The sequence below is a fragment of the Aeromonas sp. 102P genome (genome assembly GCF_051920345.1).
In the GTDB taxonomy this organism is placed as follows: Bacteria; Pseudomonadota; Gammaproteobacteria; order Enterobacterales; family Aeromonadaceae; genus Aeromonas; species Aeromonas veronii.
In genome coordinates this window covers 60,001-79,698 of the sequence record NZ_JBQBCZ010000010.1, presented here as the reverse complement: position 1 = coordinate 79,698, position 19,698 = coordinate 60,001, and the positions used below count along the sequence as shown (strand labels likewise).

Annotated in this window: 14 protein-coding genes, 2 rRNA genes and 3 pseudogenes (1 of these 19 only partly in view); 13 read left to right on the top strand and 6 right to left on the bottom strand. The window is 45.4% G+C overall.

Annotated features, from left to right (window positions below):
- The 3 genes from ACTG1K_RS24310 to ACTG1K_RS24300 all read left to right on the top strand — a co-directional run.
- Positions 1-627, top strand: a 627-nt coding sequence (locus ACTG1K_RS24310; RefSeq protein ID WP_440006917.1) for a DUF3987 domain-containing protein, incomplete at its 5' end; no start/stop codon positions are given.
- Between the two features lie 281 nt (positions 628-908).
- On the top strand, positions 909-1,529 hold the full coding sequence (locus tag ACTG1K_RS24305; protein WP_440006915.1) for a YagK/YfjJ domain-containing protein: 621 nt from the start codon (positions 909-911) through the stop codon (positions 1,527-1,529).
- A gap of 411 nt (positions 1,530-1,940) precedes the next feature.
- Positions 1,941-2,639, top strand: coding sequence for a hypothetical protein (locus ACTG1K_RS24300; protein WP_440006913.1), 699 nt, complete (start codon positions 1,941-1,943; stop codon positions 2,637-2,639).
- A 12-nt stretch (positions 2,640-2,651) separates the two neighbouring features.
- Here ACTG1K_RS24300 and ACTG1K_RS24295 read toward each other — a convergent pair whose 3' ends face one another.
- On the bottom strand, positions 2,652-3,227 hold the full coding sequence (locus ACTG1K_RS24295) for a reverse transcriptase domain-containing protein (protein ID WP_440006911.1): 576 nt from the start codon (positions 3,225-3,227) through the stop codon (positions 2,652-2,654).
- A 28-nt stretch (positions 3,228-3,255) separates the two neighbouring features.
- Here ACTG1K_RS24295 and ACTG1K_RS24290 point away from each other — a divergent pair.
- Positions 3,256-4,073: pseudogene (locus ACTG1K_RS24290) on the top strand (EAL domain-containing protein); the annotation flags it as partial.
- Between the two features lie 818 nt (positions 4,074-4,891).
- Here ACTG1K_RS24290 and ACTG1K_RS24285 read toward each other — a convergent pair.
- Positions 4,892-5,608 (bottom strand): FCD domain-containing protein, encoded by a 717-nt coding sequence (locus ACTG1K_RS24285; RefSeq protein ID WP_163148811.1) that lies wholly within the window; start codon positions 5,606-5,608, stop codon positions 4,892-4,894.
- 151 nt (positions 5,609-5,759) lie between these two features.
- On the opposite strand from ACTG1K_RS24285, the gene ACTG1K_RS24280 reads away from it, so the two are divergent.
- The 8 genes from ACTG1K_RS24280 (at position 5,760) to ACTG1K_RS24245 (ending at position 14,039) form a co-directional block, all read left to right on the top strand.
- A complete protein-coding gene (locus ACTG1K_RS24280; protein WP_440006768.1) occupies positions 5,760-6,641 on the top strand; it encodes an N-acetylneuraminate lyase in 882 nt (293 codons plus the stop codon).
- Positions 6,635-7,543 (top strand): ROK family protein, encoded by a 909-nt coding sequence (locus ACTG1K_RS24275; RefSeq protein WP_163148813.1) that lies wholly within the window; start codon positions 6,635-6,637, stop codon positions 7,541-7,543. The genes ACTG1K_RS24280 and ACTG1K_RS24275 overlap by 7 nt, the downstream gene beginning before the upstream one ends.
- The gene (locus tag ACTG1K_RS24270; protein WP_163148814.1) at positions 7,543-8,511 is read left to right on the top strand and encodes a TRAP transporter substrate-binding protein; all 969 of its coding nucleotides are present in this window, start codon (positions 7,543-7,545) and stop codon (positions 8,509-8,511) included. Before ACTG1K_RS24275 ends, ACTG1K_RS24270 begins: the two co-directional genes overlap by 1 nt.
- A gap of 49 nt (positions 8,512-8,560) precedes the next feature.
- A complete protein-coding gene (locus tag ACTG1K_RS24265; RefSeq protein WP_440006772.1) occupies positions 8,561-9,028 on the top strand; it encodes a TRAP transporter small permease in 468 nt (155 codons plus the stop codon).
- Positions 9,028-10,326 (top strand): TRAP transporter large permease, encoded by a 1,299-nt coding sequence (locus tag ACTG1K_RS24260; protein WP_163148816.1) that lies wholly within the window; start codon positions 9,028-9,030, stop codon positions 10,324-10,326. Before ACTG1K_RS24265 ends, ACTG1K_RS24260 begins: the two co-directional genes overlap by 1 nt.
- 12 nt (positions 10,327-10,338) lie before the next feature.
- A complete protein-coding gene (locus tag ACTG1K_RS24255; protein WP_440004670.1) occupies positions 10,339-11,460 on the top strand; it encodes a hypothetical protein in 1,122 nt (373 codons plus the stop codon).
- A gap of 9 nt (positions 11,461-11,469) precedes the next feature.
- Positions 11,470-11,931 (top strand): YhcH/YjgK/YiaL family protein, encoded by a 462-nt coding sequence (locus ACTG1K_RS24250; protein ID WP_425854221.1) that lies wholly within the window; start codon positions 11,470-11,472, stop codon positions 11,929-11,931.
- Between the two features lie 182 nt (positions 11,932-12,113).
- Complete coding sequence (locus ACTG1K_RS24245) at positions 12,114-14,039, top strand: exo-alpha-sialidase (protein WP_440004671.1); 1,926 nt, start codon at positions 12,114-12,116, stop codon at positions 14,037-14,039.
- Positions 14,040-14,451: 412 nt separating this feature from the next.
- On the opposite strand, the pseudogene ACTG1K_RS24240 reads toward ACTG1K_RS24245, so the two are convergent.
- Positions 14,452-14,696 (bottom strand): annotated as a pseudogene (locus ACTG1K_RS24240) (IS481 family transposase); the annotation flags it as partial.
- Between ACTG1K_RS24240 and ACTG1K_RS24235 the strand changes: the two are divergent.
- A pseudogene (locus ACTG1K_RS24235) lies at positions 14,682-14,802 on the top strand (IS5-like element ISAs34 family transposase); the annotation flags it as partial. The pseudogenes ACTG1K_RS24240 and ACTG1K_RS24235 overlap by 15 nt on opposite strands.
- Positions 14,803-15,023: 221 nt before the next feature.
- Here the strand turns inward: ACTG1K_RS24235 and ACTG1K_RS24230 are convergent.
- The 3 genes from ACTG1K_RS24230 to ACTG1K_RS24220 form a co-directional block, all read right to left on the bottom strand.
- On the bottom strand, positions 15,024-16,232 hold the full coding sequence (locus ACTG1K_RS24230) for a tyrosine-type recombinase/integrase (protein WP_440004672.1): 1,209 nt from the start codon (positions 16,230-16,232) through the stop codon (positions 15,024-15,026).
- 801 nt (positions 16,233-17,033) lie between these two features.
- A 5S ribosomal RNA gene (gene rrf / locus ACTG1K_RS24225) occupies positions 17,034-17,148 on the bottom strand.
- A gap of 119 nt (positions 17,149-17,267) precedes the next feature.
- Positions 17,268-19,698: ribosomal RNA gene (locus ACTG1K_RS24220) — 23S ribosomal RNA — on the bottom strand; it runs 458 nt beyond the window's last position.

Sequence of the window (19,698 nt, the reverse complement as noted above, 5' to 3'; positions counted from 1 at the left end):
GTTGGTGCCCAATACCATGCGCTTTATCTGAGTAACTTCCATCTGAAGGTTGAGAAATTGCTTGATTGTGCACGGTCACGCCGCGAGGCCGGGAAGCCGCGGGTATGTTTGACGCTTTCACCAGAAGCGCGTGCCAAATGGTTCGAGATGGCGAACCTCATCGAAGGTAAGATTGGTGTCATGGGCGTATGGCGCGAGTTCCGGGACTTTGCCTCGAAATTCATGGAGCATGTCTCGCGGATAGCCGCAGTCTTGCACACCTTTACGGCGAGCGGTCAGGTGATCTCTGACGTAACCATGCATGCCGCAATCCTGATCGTTGAGTGGTATTTCCAGCATTTCATCCAACAGTTTAAAGCGCGTTCAGTACCGGATGACATACACCAGGTGAATGAACTTGATCGCTGGCTGGGCGAGAACCTGCACCGCAGCGTGAACGGTGTCTTCCAGAAAAATGACGTTCGCCAACAGTGTCCAAATTGCATCCGCAATACAGCAAAACTTGATCGGGCATTAAATACGCTTGTTTTGCGCGGAGCTGTTGAGATATTCAGCGAAAAGGGAAAGGGGAAAAATAAACGCTACATTACATATATCCAACCATATCAACGCCGGTTGGTAATCTAACTTCAGAGTGACCACATGAGAAAAGTCGACGGTATTCTCGGGCACTTTAACGAGAAAGTTGTGAGAAACCTCTCGGAATATAGATGGCGTTAAATTCGGTATATGTTATACCCCAAATAAACAAAATCAGAAACACCAAAAATATACCAAATTACAAGTGCATCCAAACACAAGCCATACACCGAGAAACGTCTCTCACAACACAAAAACAACCGAATTACCATATCCATTTAAATTGGCATATTGGTAATACATGACTAAATAATGGCATGGGGTAGTCTATGCCATTAGGAGGTTTAGTCGAATGTCCAAATTACAACAACCTGCTTAAGTTGGAATTTAATAACCTGCTAGCAGAAGCGCAGCGCTGTTATGGTGGGATATCTTCCCGCCACCTCAAAAAGAGCCTGGATGTGGTTCAATCGGCCATTGCCACATTTGGGCGAGTATTCGCTTTGCGCGTTGACCTTCGTTGTGCGAATGATGCAATTGACGAGCGATGTGATATGCCACTGTGCTTTCAGCGTAATGATCAAAAGGTGATCACCCGCTTTATAGCTGCACTGAACAGCCGCATTAAGGCAGACTTACAACGTAAAGGAAAGTCTGGTAAACCAGACTATCCATTGTATATCTGGGTCCGAGAGCGTGATACCAGCAAGTATGCACACTATCATCTGGTGTTGTTCTTCAATAAAGATATCTATGGATATTTGGGGTGCTATCAAAATTCGGATGGCGAGAATATGGGAACCAGGATACAGAAGGCTTGGTGGGGGGATTTTGTTTATATCGCGTCAATGATGTTACTTCCGCAATACAAGGTATCGGCAGCTGCGCGTGGTGGTATGGTGATGCCGTATTGGCTCGGGCCAAATGAGAGCGACTATTGGCGTAAATAAGGCTGTACCTGAGTTTGTGGTGGCGTGAAAGTGGGTTTATGGGAGGGGCGGGGCTTGCGTTTTCGCAAGCCCTGTTTTTTGTGGGGCAGGTCTAACGTACTGTTTTTGCACGATTTTTATCAAACCATTATGTGATTAGGTGGGAAATAATAGTTAATAACGGGCTGTCTGGGTGTGCTTCTGCGATATTTATTGGGCAAGGTATACGACGGGAGCCCACCGGGGGTGCCAGCATGCTGGGGCTGCGTAGCAATCGCGCTATCGGGTCAGTGTTTATTGAATTACCAAGGCAGTTTAGGGGTATAGGGGTAATTTCAATATCGACATCGAAGGGCACTCAGAAGGGCACTCAAGTTAAGCCTTGTTTAAACGCGGTAATTATATAAAACCAGAAAACCAGAGGTATTTCTAGTGAAAAAGACACTTATCGTCGCCATGGTATCGCAGGTGCTGTTTGCGGGCGTTGCTCACGCTGATGAAGGATGGAAGGAAGGTCCCTTTGATGGCAAGCTGGATTTCGCTGGCGTCATTGTGGACAAAACCCCAGCATGGGAATGGCAAATCCCGACGGACTCCCAAGAAAAAGCGAAGAAAGATTTCGACGTGGATGTCAAAGAAGCTTATCGCAGCAAAGACGATGATGAGAAATTGGTGTGGGACCTCGCAGCACGCGGCCCACTCCCCTTTCTGCAAGGTCGTCTAACCCCTCTGCTGAGTCACGGTCAAGTGGGCGTTACCCCTGAAATCACTGTCGCCGGTAACGTAGTCGACTGGGCAACCCCGGCTATGTCGATCACCATTGATGCAAACGGAAAAACCAAGAGTTCCGGCTCAGACACCCAAGGGCAGTTGTCCATGATATTTCATCTAGGCGCAGCAACCGCCTCCTATATCCCCGACGTGAGTGGCCGTCCACTGTTATCCCAGCGGTACGACTCCACATCCCGCGAGTCGATCACCGCCAAAAATCTCACCGACTTAGCCGCGGTACAGCAAAAACACCCCGGCGTCGAACTCAACGTATCAACCGGCTCATCCCCATATGAGGTGATCGCGGACGTATCCTCCCAACCCGCGAAGATATCTCCGCGGCCGTTGCCACCGAGCTGACCCACTTCAAACTTACCTTTGCTCAGGCTGAGCTGCCGGAATCTTGGACTGCGTCCCTGCCGGTAACTGTGACCATGAAGTAAGTGCGTCAAAAAAGGTGTCTTGCCAATGATACCATCGGGTGAGGTAACTCATCGTACGAATTGCCCGCTGTTTGGCGGGCAATTTTCGTACTTGCTCTAAAAGCCGATTGAGTTTCCTGTGATGGTTGTGTTGCGCTCTGGGCGCAACGCTTTGGCAGCCTTGCTGGGTAAACCAAAAGCCCATCCAGTCAAATCCTTTGGCGATGTGGCCAATAAAGGTTTTATTTGGGTGTTGGCTAAAGCCAAGCGCTGCCAAGAAGCCATTGAGTTGTTTGACTGCGCGCTTTAAGTGCCACCGGGTTCTGGTCAGGATAATGAAATCATCCATGTACCGAATGTAATGACACTGGCTGTTTTGCGCGAAATAACAGTCGACGTGATAGAGGTGAAAGGCGGCCAATAAGGGGCTAAGGGATGAGCTGCGTGCGATGCCATGGTGAGGCGTATGAAAATTGCCGCCTTGCTCCACGCTGTAATGCAAAAATTGGCTTAGTAAATTCAGCACGGTACTCCTCCTTTTCCCATTCACGGTACTCCTCCTTTTCCCATTGTTGGCATTCTTGGTTGGATTTGGCACCTTCTGGCTGATGGGTCGCAGCAATACCCCCGCAGAAGAGTTGAAACGGGCTCTGGCGCAGCAGGAATTTATTCCATACCTGCAACCTGTGATGACCGGTGATGATGAGCGGTTGCATGGCTGTGAGGTGTTAATGCGCTGGCAGCACCCAAGGCAGGGGATGATCTCACCGGATCGTTTCATTTCGTTGGCAGAAGACAGCGGCCTGATTGTGCCTATGACCAGGCAGTTGATGGCCCAGGTACGTGACTATTTTTCCCCCAAGTCAGTAAACTACCTGTTGGATTTCATTTCAGTTTCAATATTTGCGCCAGTCACTGTAAGGATCTCAGTCTGGTGGCCGATTGTCGGGCTTTTATCCACGCATTCAAGGATAACCCCATCAAGTTAGTGCTGGAGCTGACTGAGCGGGATCTGATTGTAGCGGATGAGGTAACCGACAAACTGTTTGCCGAACTTCACCAGTTGGGAGTGATGATCGCCATCGACGACTTTGGTACCGGTCACTCCAGCCTCACCTATCTGCAGCAGTTCCAGGTTGATGTACTCAAGATTGATCAGAGTTTTGTCGGCATGATAAGCACTGATGCACTCTCTAGCCACATTGTTGAAAACGTGATTGATCTAGCGAGCAGGCTGGACTTACAACTGGTGGCAGAGGGGGTCGAAAATCAGGCTCAAGCGGATTATCTGAAAGTGCGCAATGTTGACTACCTGCAAGGATATTTCTATGGGCGACCTGTCCCGATGAAGGAGTTCAGCAAGCGCTTGTAGATCGCCCATAAAAATTTAAGATAAAATAGTAAAATCATTACCGAATACAGCTCACACCATCGCGCTCAATCGGACCTCTTGGATCGAACCATATATGATCTGGAGTGGAGACTAAGAAGTAAGCGCCAAGTTTATGATCGGGCCCTCACCTGACTTCCTCATCTAAAATAAACGAGGCCATACCGATAGGGTGTGGCCTATTTATTTTCTGATTCAGTTGCTCAATTCATGACTACTCTCATCGCTAGCGAATGCTAAATATTCAGCAATAATCTGTCATATGGCAGAAGCTGCCTCTAATTGGATTGAGCCCCTGTGGCGCATCATCATCTCTCACGACCAGACCTAATGTTTTGGATTCTTGCATCCAAATGGTCAGGTCAACGCAAAGGCATCATGTTCGCCAATCCCAGCATGGGTCAGATTGGGCTGATGTTCTTGAGCATAATGAACTGAGTAACCGCTTCTATCTTGAATGTTTCTGAATAACGCTGAGGGGTCATAACACCTCCAATTGTTGTCTCATTTTAAGGCTGTGAGGTTTCTAGGGAACTGCGGCGATTCAAGAGGCGAACTCGGTAATGCCGCATCCAATATTGCCATTACCTCTTCCTTGCATCCCATCTCAATGGTTGCATGTACAGTTATTAGTTCTAGGTTAGGATTTGGCTCTTCTCGAAGACGAACAGCTACACTATCAAACGCATATTCTGGCCTTTGTAATAGTACACTATTGGCAAGCAAACTACTGACAACATATCTCCCAAGTTAAACCCAGCCAATCTAAGACTGCGCTGGGTCGGGAAACCATCATACTCCTAAATATTAAGCCTCTTTACTTGAGCATCTACATAACTGAGATGAGCACGCATTTCACTTTCTGCTAAATCAGGGTTATGTTGCGCCAAGGCATTAACAATACGGTAATGATGCTCATAACTTTGTTCTCTTAACTCCGATGACGATAATTTGCTACGAGCTTTAATAAGCCAGTTAATGAAACTTTCATACATGGAAGAAATAATCGGGGCTTTCAGGCAATCAATAATTGCTGAGTGGAAATTCACGTCGTTTTTTGCAAATAGAACAGGGTCATTTATCTCAGCTTTAGTTTTTTTTAGTATAATATGCAGCTGCTTAAGTTCAGCGTCAGAAATATTAATAGCAGCCTCTCTGACAATGGCGATTTCAAATAGTTGGCGAATACGTTCAAATTGTTGACGTTCATCATCTTGAGAAAGAAGTGATAATGCAATTCCTGATAGGTGTCCAGTAAATGTATGAATGCCAGGTGTTGATACCTTTGCTTTTTCACCACTATTTATTTCAGCCAAACCTTTCTGTTGGAGTTTTTGAAGGGCTTCTCGTACAGATGGTCGACCTACTTGGAACATTTCCATTAATTCGCGTTCGGATGGGAAATAGTCACCTTCTTGTAGAGACCCATTCGCAATCAACCGTTCCAATTCTTCACATACATGATCAGAAAGCTTCTGTTTTTTCAGCGGTTGTATGTGATGTACATCAAAATTCATACAATTAATCTCCCGATTATTGGGGGTTGCAGTTGTTGGAATGATGCGTTCTGGTGGTTCTGTGAGCGTCTTCACAGAACCCCTTGCTGGTATAACAGCATACTAGTTACACACCTTTGTCGCAATCTAACTTAAAGAGCAAGGAACAACGATGAACGTAGATCTACGTGGCCTATATGCTGCAACATTAACCCCTTTCATGGCAGATGAAACCATTAGTTTTGAGGATTTGGCTAGTCTCATCGAATATAACAATACTAGCGCTCTTGATGGCCTTTATGTCGGTGGTTCCACGGCTGAGGCCTTCCTGTGCTCCACTGAAGAACGGGTCGATCTGCTGCGCATGGTTGCTGAGTTAGCATCCGAGCGTTTGACTTTGATAGCCCACGTTGGCGACATCAGTACCCGTAAAAGCGAAACTATTGCTCGTGCTGCAGGCGACCTGCCATACCAAGCTATTAGTGCTGTGACTCCGTTCTACTACCCTGTCGGTTTCCAGGAGCTAAAGCGCCATTACTCCGATTTAATTCATGCAGCCGGAAAACCCATGGTCGTTTACAATTTCCCCGGGTTCTCCGGTTCCAACCTGTCTACCGCTCAGATTGCAGAACTGTTGGAGATCGACGGCGTCATAGCACTCAAACAAACCAGCGCGAATCTCTATCAGATGGAGCAGATCACTCGTGCCAAACCTGAGCACGTAGTTTTTAATGGATTTGATGAGATTCTTGCCTCTGGTCTGGTTGCTGGTGCACAAGGTGGTATTGGCTCAACCTACAACATTCAGGCCGACCGCATCGCGGCTATCAATACCGCCATCCGGTGTGGTGATGTTGAAAAAGCGCAGCGTCTGCAACGTGAAGCCAACGTAGTTATTGATGCTCTAGTGGAGGCTGGCGTTATCCCTGGTCTGAAGTATGTCCTGAAGGCCAAAGGTGTTCTCAAAAGTGATGTTTGTCGTCGCCCAATTAACGCAATCTCAAGTAAGAATAAGTCCAAGTTGGATGCACTGCTCGAGGCAGGCCTATGTTAATCGGTTTGGACATCGGTGGCACCAAGATTGAAGGGGTTCTGATGAACCCCGAGCTTGAAATCCTTCGTCGTCTACGTGTTGATACACCAAAAACTGGTTATCAAGATTTTCTATGCCAAGTTCAAGAAGTAATTAATGAACTTAGCCAACTTCAGAAAATAAAGTCTATCGGGGTCGGTTGCTGTGGTTCAGTGGACTCCCGTACGGGGTTGATACAAGGTGCTAACATTGGTTATTTAAACGGCAATCCGTTCCTTAAGGATCTCCAAAAGGAGTATTCTGTTCCAGTGGCTGTTTCCAATGATGCAAATTGCCTTGCTATTTCTGAGTACAGCTCTGGAGCAGCGAAGGAAGCCGTAGCATCCTGCCTCGCTGTTATCATAGGGACTGGGGTCGGTGGTGGAATAATTGTCAACGACACAGTAATAGAAGGTATCAATGGCTTAGGTGGAGAGATCGGCCATAATCCACTACCTGGGTTTAGTCCGGACATTGATGGTCCTCCAGTGAAATGTTATTGTGGCTCGATGAATTGTATTGAGTCATTCTGTTCCGGGACTGGTTTTGAAAGAACCTGGTCACAAAAATACCCCGCAATAAAGTCAAAAGAAATTTTCGAAAGAGCGGAACAAGGAGATTATTGTGCAATAACTCATGTTGAGTTGTACTGTGATCAGCTTGCCCGAGTTATTGCCTCTCTCGTAAATATAATTGACCCAGAAATTGTGGTATTGGGTGGGGGAATGTCAAATCAGGAAAGTATCTATCCGATACTTAATAAGCGTATAGGTTATTACACCTTTAGAAAGGGAGTAATAGTTTCTATAGTCCAAGCAAAAAATGGTGACAGCAGCGGAGTCATTGGTGCTGCAATATTGCCAGAAATAAAAGGTATCCTGTAATGAAAAAAATATCTATTATCGCTGCTGCATTAGCTGCTCTGACTTCCATTGGTGCTAACGCCCTTACCCTGCGTCTGGCTGATACAATGCCAAGTGGGTTACCAAACTCAGAGGGGGTGGCCTTCTTCGCTAAAAAGGTCAAAGAATACTCTAATGGAGAAATAGAAGTAAAAATTTTCGCAAATGGGATTTTGGGTTCCGAGCGCGAAAACGTTGAACAGCTTAATCAGGGGGCCTTAGACATGGCCCGTGTTGGTGCTGCTACTTTAGACAGTTTCACCCCAGCTGTTCAAGCTATCACTTTACCCTATATGTTTGAAACCACCGATCACCTAATCCGTTCAATGGATGGTAAAGCGGGTGAGTTGCTATTCGCGAATCTGGAAAAAGATGGTATCTATCCAATTAACTACATGGTGATTGGCCCACGCTCCTTCTATACCAAAAACAAACCGATAAATACCCCTGATGATCTCAAAGGTATGAAGATCCGTGTTATGAATTCTAAGATGGCAATGAAAACTGTCAAGCTAATGGGAGGAGCTCCGACTCCACTTCCTATGGGTGATGTATTCACTGCGATGGATCAAGGTGTTATTGATGGTGCAGAGAATGCTCCTCAATCTCTGATCGAGCACCGCCATGGTGAAGTTGCAAAATACTACTCCTTTGATGAACACTTTAATTACCCTGAGTTCATTTTGATTAGTAAAGTGGCTATGTCCAAGCTGACTCCAGAACAAATTAATATTCTTAAAAAGGCCGGTAAAGAAGCGACCGTTTATGAAATCGGTTTGGCAAAGGCCGCTATTGATGAATCAGTGAAACAATCAGAAGGCAGGGTAACATTCAATCAAGTTGATAAAGCGTTGTTCAAGGAAAAAGTCCAGCCTCTTTATGAAGAGGTAATTAAAGATAACCCAGGCGCTAAAGAAATGATCGAGTTGGTTCAGCAAGAAAAGTCATAATGAATGAGTAATGGGCTCATTCATGAGCCCATTTCAATTGAGATAAATCATGAAGAAAATTATTAATAAAATTATGGAAGTGATGCTGGGTTCAATATTCATCATCATGCTCTGTATGACTATCTGGCAAATTTTTTCCAGATTCATTCTTAATGACCCGAGTTCATTTACTGAAGAAATATTACGTTTTTCCATCATTTGGCTTGTTATTTTGGGTTCCAGTTATGCAACTCTGAATGATCTACATTTTGGTATGACACTTGTTAGTAACTCTCTAACAGGAATTAAGGAAAAAATTACTAAGCTTTTTACCCTTGTCGTTACTCTAGCTTTCAATATCGGTATTTTTGTTGTCGGTGGTTATATCACAGCGAAAAATAACATGGGGCAGACATCACCAATATTAGAACTGTCCATTGGGATGATCTATATGGTGTTTGTTATTTCAGGTGTAATGAGTGCAGTTATTATTATATTAAAAGTTATCGAAACGATTTTTAAAAAGGTAGAATGCTGATGGATATCGCTCAACAAGCAATTCTGATGCTCTTAGGGGTCTTCTTTGTTCTATTGATCTCTGGAACACCGATTGCAATCGTTATGGTTTTAGCGGCATTAGTATCTATTATGCCATTTATTCCACTTGACAGCTCTATTTTTATCGCCAGCCAAAAAATATTTGCAGGGCTGGATAGCTTCGCGCTTATTGCATTGCCATTTTTTATCTTTGCGGGGAATCTGATGAACCGCTCTGGAGTGGCAATCAAACTGATCGAGTTTTCCAAGCTGTTAGTTGGCTTCATTCCTGGGGCTCTAGCCCTGACCAACATCTTGGGGAACATGATTTTTGGTGCTATCAGTGGGTCGGCTATTGCCTCAGCAACTGCAATGGGAAGCACTCTTGGAAGTTATCAGCGAAAAGAAGGATATGACCCAGCATTTGCAGCAGCAACAAATATAGCATCTGCACCAACAGGTATGCTAATCCCACCATCAGGCCTATTTATTATCCTATCTTTAGTTTCAGGTTCTTCTATATCAGCCCTGTTCATGGCTGGCTATCTACCTGGAATATTGATGGGTATTGCCTGTATGTTGGTTGCAACCTACTACGCTAAAAAAAATAATTACCCAGTAACCAATTTTCCTGGATGGAAAGCTGCTGTACGAATTACTCTAGAAGCTATCCCAGTCTTAAGTATGGTAATTGTGGTAATGGGGGGGATATTGTCTGGAATTTTCACTGCAACTGAAGCAAGTGCTGTTGCATCGCTTTATTCCATAATTCTAGCCTTGTGCTACCGAAACAATACGATTCAGGATTACTGGCAAGTTGTTATTGATACAGTCCGTGGCTCTATACCTGTACTTTTCATGATTGCAGCTTCCGGTATTATGTCCTGGTCCTTTGCATTTACTGGTATTCCTGATCTGGTTAGTGAATTCTTGGGTGCTATACCAAACCCAATTTTGGTTCTACTATTGATTAATATCATGCTGCTATTTATCGGTACTTTCATGGATGCAGCTCCAGCAGTACTTATTTTTACACCTATTTTGTTACCGGTAGCAAAGGCTATGGGGATTGATCCAATCCATTTTGGTGTAATTATGGTATTGAACCTCAGTATAGGCATTATAACACCTCCTGTTGGCACTTTATTGTTTGCTGGTTCAGCCGTCGGTGGCGTTCCTGTCGAAGCTGTGATCAAAAAACTTATCCCATATTTCGTTGCACTCTTTGTGGTTCTGATGCTGGTGACTTTTATTCCTAGTCTCAGTATGTGGCTTCCGCAACTATTTGGTCTTGTTTAAGGATATGTATAAATGAAAAAATGTATAATTAAAGGTATCATCAACAAGATCTCTGAAAATATTCAGTATATCGGAACCGATAATCCAAAGATAGGTAACCCCGATTTTACTTGGAACTTCTGTGAGCCTGGGTATTGGGTGGCTGGTTTCTATGTAGGAGAGCTGTGGGCTGCATACATGCTGACAGGTGAGCAGAGATTCGCTAACCAAGCTCGTGCTCGTTATCCATTCTTTAAGAACTTATTAAATGAACCTGAGCTAATAAATCATGACTTAGGATTCTTGTTTAGTTTGTCTGCTGTTGCAGATTACAAATTGACGGGTAATACCGAAGCTCGTGAGCTTGGCTTACGCGCGGCTGAAGCACTCAGAGCACAGTTTCAGCAGGTAGGGGAATTCATTCAAGCATGGCCTCTTACAAAACATAATCTCGAAAGACGAAATGAACTTGCAGCTGGACGGATGTTAATTGATAGTTTCGAAAATATGGCGTTGTTATTTTGGGCTGCAGAAGAAACAGGTATAAAAAGCTTTTACAATGTAGCAAGAGCTCACTCTATAACAGCTGTGCGATATCTTATTAGAGATGATGGTTCTACTTTCCATACTTTTAAATTTGATCCTGCGACTCAAGCGCCTATATGTGGCGAAACTATGCAAGGCTATAGTGATGACTCGGCATGGTCTCGTGGTCATGCGTGGGCAATTCATGGATTGTCACAAATATATCGATATACCCATGAACAATTATTTTTGGATGCGGCTCGTGTTCTTGCCGACTACGCACTAGAACATTTGAATGATGATGGGCTCTGTCCATGGGACTATCTCGACCCGACTGAGGGGCGAACAATAATTGATTCGTCTGCTTGTGCAATTACATGTGCGGGCTTAGCTGCTTTGGGTGCCTTAGACCCTATCCACGGTTCTAGATATACCGAGGCCGCCACAGATTTATTTAATTCACTTACACAAAAATGTTCATTGTTAAATGAGCCCACGGCGCAGGGGTTATTAGATTACGGCGCATATTTTGTAAGGCGTGGAGATATACGAGCCATGCTTCCATATGGTGATTACTTTTATTTAGAGGCAGCTGTTCGCTTGCAAGGAAAACATGATCTGTTCTGGTAAGGAAGTGAAATGATTATTTCAGATATCAATCGATTAGATAATTTACCGCACCTGAGGACAGTGCTTCAGGATGTTATAAGTATAGATCTTATAAATTTATCAAGTGGAGAACATCTATTAGAGGGACAAGACCTATTTCTTAATCGAGTCTCAACAACAAGCCGAAAAATGACTGGGAGCAAATCTGAGATTCATCGGGATTATATAGATATACATCTATTACTTTCTGGAAAAGAAACTCTAGGTTATTGTGTGAAACCAGCAACAGAAGCGTTCATGAGTAACTCGGCATTTAATAATGATTGTGAGTTGGTAGAAGAGTTAGTTGATGAGCAATTTCTCACTCTTAATGAGAAACAGTTTGTTATATTCTATCCTGGTGTATGGCATCGTCCAATGTTAACTATCGATAAAATATCGCCTATAGAAAAAGTAGTCATTAAAATTCATAAAAACTATATTAAAAAGTAAGTGCGTTACATTAAATTATATAAAAGTAATCATCTGTTGGCATGGAATTAAGTGCCACCTGTAAAACATAATCTTATATATCATATCAACACGCAGACACTAATTATTACTTGCCTGGTGAGCTGACGTTTAATTATTTGAAAAAATACACTATCTACTCTACCCTACATTAAGGATAGCAAATGAATAAAAAAATATGCCTACTCACTCTTGGATGCATTAGTTTCGGTGCTCTTGCATCAAATGGTATAGGAAATCCAGAGCAAAGAGGAGAATGGATTTTTAAAAATGGAATGAGCAACTCTGAAGCCGATGTACCAAATTATGCCTGTTACAGAATACCTGCAATTGTAAAACTCAATAATGGTGAGCTACTTGCCTTTTCGGAAGCTCGTCAGAATAGTTGTTCTGACCATGATAAAAATATAGATATTGTTATGCGTAAAAGAGATCTTTCTGGAAATTGGGGGCCTGTCACTATTGTGGCGGATCATGGTGGAAAAGTAACTAGAAATCCAGCCCCAGTTGTCGATGACCAAGGGCGTATCCATCTCGTATATAATGTAAACTATGATGCTAACAATCCGGATAGCGAGGCAGCTATAAGTGAAAGTCTTATTAACCAAGATAACAATCGTTATCGAGCGAGTGTATATTATATTCGAAGTTCAGATAATGGAGAAAGTTGGACTGATTATTCTGCTACCCCACAAAATATAGATGCAACTGTACACCCATATTCGGATAAAAAAACCTATCAAGATGGACTCTGGTCGTGGTACGCGATGACTCCAGGTCATGCTTTAAAGCTTAAAAATGGAAATCTTTTTTTTCCAGCAAATCATGCTGAATACAAGCATGGTCTTCCTGATGGTATTTCAAGATACTATTCACATGCAATTACATTAGATCCGAAAAATGATCTATTTTCATTGAATGCTACTGTTGGGCCTGATACTAATGAAGTCATGGCTGAGCAATTAGACAATGGTTGGCTCTACATGAATATGCGTAATAACCATCGCTCGATTGGCGCATTTCGTGCTGTAACATACAGTAAAGATGGTGGTGAAAATTGGATGGGTACAGAATATGATCACATTCCAAAAACAGGGAGTAGTAATTTCTGGCGAGATATTGGGTATGATTCAACACTGATCTCACCGAAAGTTCAGTCTTCAATATTGCGTTACTCTTCAGATAAAGATGAAACTGGGGTCTCTCGTCTATTATTCTCTAACCCTGCTAATACGTCAGTTCGTAAAAATGGGACATTAAGGATAAGTTATGATGAGGGTAAAAGTTGGTCTCATGCTTTCCAGTATGAACCAGGGGCATCTCAATATAGTGATTTGGTTGTAAATAGAAACAACTCGATTGGCATTTTATATGAAAAAGGAAGTATAGCTCATGATGGAATTTATTATCTAGAGACTAACTTAGAGATGATTACAGGTTCAAAAGATGCCTATATTCCAACAGTTGTTAGCCAAAATTATTCTGATGGAAAAATTCCTAGTGTAAATTTAATTAGTGAGCCTCATCAATCAACTCTAGACCCTCAAGGCGATGACATAACAGTCGCAATAACCTTTGAATTAAGTGCTGACGCAGATGCCAAAAAGACACAGTTCTTGGCTCGTAAAGGTAATGCCTTATCACGTGATCCAGGTTGGGGGCTCTTTATTGAAAATGGAAATATTATATTTAGAACAGCAGATGATAACAAACGTTATGGTGTCAAAGCCACACTTCCTTCTCCTCTTGGTGTAGGAAAGCATACAGTTACGGTCTATATTAAGAGTTCTGTAGATGATCATGAAAGAACAATGAGAATGTTTTTTGATGGAGAACAAATGACTACAACTAAAATATATGAGGCATTGCCATTAGGCTCAGTTATCGCAACAAACAATCCACTTGTGATTGCTGGTTCAGATAATCATCATCCACTGAATGGGAAAATATTTGGGTATCAAGTATACGATATCAGCCTACGTGATGAAACCATTCGTAACTATGCAATTTCTTATTTGAAAGACTATGATTTTTCTAGTTTTTTCAATAACCCGGAGAATAATAACTTTGAGTTGTTCTTTAAAAATTAGGTTGATGTTAATTGCTAGTTGTTAAATTAGGCATGCACCATAACTAGCACTTATATTTTTAATGCTTATTTAAATTGTTTGATAAGTAAGCTCTAACCATAAATGATATAGATAGGTTTGTTTGTCGTATAAATACATATGTAGTTTTGTTTTTACCGATGAGTTGTGCAGGCCTATTTTACTGAGAATGAAAACCTATTGGTTTATTCATAGCAGTGCTCCATGGGATAGTTTTATCTATGGAGCGCTAGTTATTTATTAACGTAACTTTACCACTGCTCATCCCAGGCTGAGTCATGCTTATATTAACAGCTTTCTGTAGTGGTTTAATCATCCCAGACACTGTTTTAGGTGATACAGGATCTGTACAATCTAGTTATCACCTGACACCGGCCTCAAACCGGTGTCTTGTTTACGCTACTTTAGTGCGTACTTCCTTCGGTATCAATTTCAGACCCTTCTTGAACATACTGTAGGGGTTTGACCCTCCATCATCCTACCCTGATGTGGCGCTGGGTGTTGTAGTGCTATAGGTAGCTATCAAGGTCTGTATGGCTCTGCCCTGCCGACTCATACCAGGTCGTTCTCTCCTTGATACGGAAGTGTTCACCCAGCAAAGTTCGATGTAAAGCCGTTGCTCTGCGGCCAGCGCATCTTGCCGTAGATAAGCATGGCTTTGCGGGCAGAACTCCGGTGCAGAAGGATAAAGCTGTCATCACCGCAACGCGGTGACCAGAGGCACCATAAGGGGCGGCCACTGGTACGTGTAACCCGAGTGCATACCTATGCCTGGCTCTCACTGGCTGCCACAGGAGGGATGCCGGAAGCAGTGAAGGCCCATGACGAGCTGGAAGCGGTAATGAACAAGCCGGAAGTAAAGCAGGCCAGAAGGTGTCGGAGCACTGATTTGGCAAAATGACATCAACAGTCACGAAAAGCTAAAAAAAGAACATAGAGGAAAGCGGCCAAATGGCCGCTTTCCTCTTATGCGGTTGGTAAATTATCAGTCACAAATTTAGCCCAGGCATCCATCATGGGCCGACGTTGATCCAGCAAGTCAGTACGGTGGTATGCAGCTTCGACCTTGTTCTGAACTGTATGAGCTAACGCTCGTTCAGCGAGCTCCCGCGCATAGCCCTGCTCGCTGCACCAGTCTCGAAAGCTGGAACGAAAGCCATGAGCAGTTGCCATTCGGCTAGGAGTACAGCTCGCAGCTTTTGCTCTTCTCAGAAACATCGTCAGCACTGTGTCTGAGAGTGGTACCTGGTCTCTGGGAGAAGGGAATACCAACTCGTCATGTAATCCCCTTAACCCCTTCAGGATTTCGACGGCACGAAGAGATAACGGAACACGATGTTGTTGCTTGGCTTTCATACGCTCGGCTGGTAGGGTCCAGATCTTCGCTTCCAAGTCTACTTCTGACCACGTCATGGCTCTGACTTCACCTGAGCGGCATGCTGTCAGGATCAAGTACTCCAGCATTGAGCGGGTTACATCGTATTGTTGCGCTGTTCTCAGGTGTTTTTGCACAAATGCAGGGATATCACGCCAGGGCATCGCAGGCTGATGCTCTACTCGCACTGACTTGCTTGGCTGAGCCGGTAGTAAATGGTTCACCACATCCACAGGGTTTGCAGAGGTATAGCCATGAGCCCATGCCCAAGCCATAACGGCGTGTAGCCGCTGCTTAACACGGCTTGCTGTTTCCGGGATCGTCAGCCATATCGGTTGCAAAACGGAAGCGATATGGGCTGGGGTGATGGTATCAATGGAGATAGAGCCAATTGTAGGAAAGGCATATTGCTCCAATGTGGTAATCCATTGTTTACCGTGTTTGGGGTTCTTCCAGCCTGGTAACAAGCTTTCGTAAACCAGTCTGGCAGATGCTTCCAAGGTCGGGATCTTCGGCTTGTTCTGCTCCTGCCGCCGGACCTCTAGCGGATCCAAATTATTCGCCAGCTGTTCCCGCATTGCCTGTGCGTCTCGAGCTGCGTCGGCGATGGAGAGCTCGGGGTAAGTCCCGAGGCCAGCATTACGCCGTTTCTTCGTCAGTGGGCTGACATAGCGGAATACCCACTTACCTCTACCTTTGACGGTAGAAGGGTGTAGCGTCAAGCCTGTAACCCCACCGTGAGCAAGGGGTTTATCTTTCGGCTTGATGCTACGAGCTTTGGTATCGGTGAGGATCGCCATCAGGTAACCTCCTTGAGAATTGAATATGCCACACAGTATGCCACCAGGCATGCGCAGTGGTAATATGTGATTGGGATGGACTGGACAGTGTTTGTCTCTAATTTGCTGATAATAAATGGTTTATTGGATTGGTGTGGAGTTGATTGGACTTTGTTGCGGCGGGCACCTCCTCCGCCATTTATACCGAGCCTATGCAACCATGTTGCGTGGGCTTTTTGTTTGCCTGCAATTTGCCACTCCTCATAGATCTCAACACATTAGTCTTCTTCAACTCCTTTTTTGATCTTCTCACCTGCGGGCTCAACAGCTGCCACAAGATCACCTATCAACATCTAACCTCTGCGTTCCTGCGAGCATCCCTTCCCATTTCCTTATTGCCCCAAACAACAACGACCCAACGCAGCGACCACGGCTCCAGCATGTTGGTACCGCCAATAACCCCTCTTCGGAATACAGTCAGGGCCGGTTAACACAGTCATAGAAAAGCAGGGACTATGGAGCCGCGGCTTAAAAAGAGGGGACGGCTAACTCAGGAAGCCTAGACCCCAAGCTAGAGAGCATGACGTATAGGCGATCATGGGATTCACGGGTTATGGCGATGCCAGCCCTGCCATACAGAGCAATGGCTTTACATGAAGAAAGAGTAAAAGCGTAACATCAGGCTATTCGTTGAACAGAAAGACAACAGCGAGTAACAATAAAAACAGAAGAAAGGAATAAGTCAGGTCAAATATCAGACGATTCAATAAATTGCAGGCAATAAAAAACCCCGCTCGATGAGCGGGGTTTCTTGTATTGGGTGCCTGGCAGTGTCCTACTCTCGCATGGCGAATGCCACACTACCATCGGCGCTACCGCGTTTCACTTCTGAGTTCGGCATGGGATCAGGTGGTTCCACGGCGCTATGGCCGCCAGGCAAAATCTTCAATCTGAGAAAGCTGACGTGAGTAGTGATGTTGCGCTTGGCTTGTCACTATCACTGAATTAGTAGTTCTTCGATTTGCTACAAGCCTTAGAACACTTCTTGGGTGTTGTATGGTTAAGCCTCACGGGTAATTAGTATGGGTTAGCTCAACACGTCGCCGCGCTTACACACCCCACCTATCAACGTTGTGGTCTCCAACGGCCCTTTAGGACCCTCAAGGGGTCAGGGATGACTCATCTCAGGGCTCGCTTCCCGCTTAGATGCTTTCAGCGGTTATCGATTCCGAACTTAGCTACCGGGCAGTGCCACTGGCGTGACAACCCGAACACCAGAGGTTCGTTCACTCCGGTCCTCTCGTACTAGGAGCAACTCCCTTCAATCATCCAACGCCCACGGCAGATAGGGACCGAACTGTCTCACGACGTTCTGAACCCAGCTCGCGTACCACTTTAAATGGCGAACAGCCATACCCTTGGGACCGACTTCAGCCCCAGGATGTGATGAGCCGACATCGAGGTGCCAAACACCGCCGTCGATATGAACTCTTGGGCGGTATCAGCCTGTTATCCCCGGAGTACCTTTTATCCGTTGAGCGATGGCCCTTCCATTCAGAACCACCGGATCACTATGACCTACTTTCGTACCTGCTCGACCTGTCCGTCTCGCAGTTAAGCTGGCTTATGCCATTGCACTAACCTCCTGATGTCCGACCAGGATTAGCCAACCTTCGTGCTCCTCCGTTACTCTTTGGGAGGAGACCGCCCCAGTCAAACTACCCACCAGGCACTGTCCGCGAGCCCGATTCAGGGCCCTGCGTTAGAACATCAAACATACAAGGGTGGTATTTCAAGGACGGCTCCAGCGCAACTGGCGTCACGCCTTCAAAGCCTCCCACCTATCCTACACATGTAGGTTCAATGTTCAGTGCCAAGCTGTAGTAAAGGTTCACGGGGTCTTTCCGTCTAGCCGCGGGTACACCGCATCTTCACGGCGAATTCGATTTCACTGAGTCTCGGGTGGAGACAGCATGGCCATGGTTACACCATTCGTGCAGGTCGGAACTTACCCGACAAGGAATTTCGCTACCTTAGGACCGTTATAGTTACGGCCGCCGTTTACCGGGGCTTCGATCAAGAGCTTCGCTTGCGCTAACCCCATCAATTAACCTTCCGGCACCGGGCAGGTGTCACACCCTATACGTCCACTTTCGTGTTTGCAGAGTGCTGTGTTTTTGATAAACAGTCCCAGCCATCTGGTCACTGCGACTCCCGACAGCTCCATCCGCAAGGGACTTCACCATCAAGAGCGAACCTTCTCCCGAAGTTACGGTTCTATTTTGCCTAGTTCCTTCACCCGAGTTCTCTCAAGCGCCTTGGTATTCTCTACCCGACCACCTGTGTCGGTTTGGGGTACGATGACTTGTAATCTGAAGCTTAGAGGCTTTTCCTGGAAGCAGGGCATCAATGGCTTCCACACCGTAGTGTGTTCGTCTCGTGTCTCAGTGTTGTATCAGCGGATTTGCCTACCGATACCACCTACGCACTTTCACCAGGACAACCGTCGCCTGGCCCACCTAGCCTTCTCCGTCCCCCCATCGCAATTACAAGTCGTGCAGGAATATTAACCTGCTTCCCATCGACTACGCCTTTCGGCCTCGCCTTAGGGGTCGACTCACCCTGCCCCGATTAACGTTGGACAGGAACCCTTGGTCTTCCGGCGAGGAGGCTTTTCACCCCCTTTATCGTTACTTACGTCAGCATTCGCACTTCTGATATCTCCAGCATACCTCTCGATACACCTTCGCAGACTTACAGAACGCTCCCCTACCACTTGCACTAAGTGCAAATCCGCGGCTTCGGTGCCTAGTTTGAGCCCCGTTACATCTTACGCGCAGGCCGACTCGACTAGTGAGCTATTACGCTTTCTTTAAATGATGGCTGCTTCTAAGCCAACATCCTAGCTGTCTGAGCCTTCCCACATCGTTTCCCACTTAACCAGAACTTTGGGACCTTAGCCGGCGGTCTGGGTTGTTTCCCTCTTCACGACGGACGTTAGCACCCGCCGTGTGTCTCCCGGATAGTACTTACTGGTATTCGGAGTTTGCATGGGGTTGGTAAGTCGGGATGACCCCCTAGCCCAAACAGTGCTCTACCCCCAGTAGTATTCGTCCGAGGCGCTACCTAAATAGCTTTCGGGGAGAACCAGCTATCTCCGAGTTTGATTGGCCTTTCACCCCCAGCCACAGGTCATCCCCTAACTTTGCAACGTTAGTGGGTTCGGTCCTCCAGTTGATGTTACTCAACCTTCAACCTGCCCATGGCTAAATCACCCGGTTTCGGGTCTACACCTTGCAACTAGACGCCCAGTTAAGACTCGGTTTCCCTACGGCTCCCCTATACGGTTAACCTCGCTACAAAATGTAAGTCGCTGACCCATTATACAAAAGGTACGCAGTCACCCCGAAGGGCTCCCACTGCTTGTACGTACACGGTTTCAGGTTCTATTTCACTCCCCTCACAGGGGTTCTTTTCGCCTTTCCCT

Bases quoted from the DNA above. Each gene is read 5' to 3' on its own strand.
- ACTG1K_RS24305 (WP_440006915.1), top strand. From the start codon at position 909: ATGCCATTAGGAGGTTTAGTCGAATGTCCAAATTACAACAACCTGCTT.
- ACTG1K_RS24285 (WP_163148811.1), bottom strand. From the start codon at position 5,608: ATGAATTTTGATGTACATCACATACAACCGCTGAAAAAACAGAAGCTT.
- ACTG1K_RS24280 (WP_440006768.1), top strand. From the start codon at position 5,760: ATGAACGTAGATCTACGTGGCCTATATGCTGCAACATTAACCCCTTTC.
- ACTG1K_RS24275 (WP_163148813.1), top strand. From the start codon at position 6,635: ATGTTAATCGGTTTGGACATCGGTGGCACCAAGATTGAAGGGGTTCTG.
- ACTG1K_RS24270 (WP_163148814.1), top strand. From the start codon at position 7,543: ATGAAAAAAATATCTATTATCGCTGCTGCATTAGCTGCTCTGACTTCC.
- ACTG1K_RS24265 (WP_440006772.1), top strand. From the start codon at position 8,561: ATGAAGAAAATTATTAATAAAATTATGGAAGTGATGCTGGGTTCAATA.
- ACTG1K_RS24260 (WP_163148816.1), top strand. From the start codon at position 9,028: ATGGATATCGCTCAACAAGCAATTCTGATGCTCTTAGGGGTCTTCTTT.
- ACTG1K_RS24255 (WP_440004670.1), top strand. From the start codon at position 10,339: ATGAAAAAATGTATAATTAAAGGTATCATCAACAAGATCTCTGAAAAT.
- ACTG1K_RS24250 (WP_425854221.1), top strand. From the start codon at position 11,470: ATGATTATTTCAGATATCAATCGATTAGATAATTTACCGCACCTGAGG.
- ACTG1K_RS24245 (WP_440004671.1), top strand. From the start codon at position 12,114: ATGAATAAAAAAATATGCCTACTCACTCTTGGATGCATTAGTTTCGGT.
- ACTG1K_RS24230 (WP_440004672.1), bottom strand. From the start codon at position 16,232: ATGGCGATCCTCACCGATACCAAAGCTCGTAGCATCAAGCCGAAAGAT.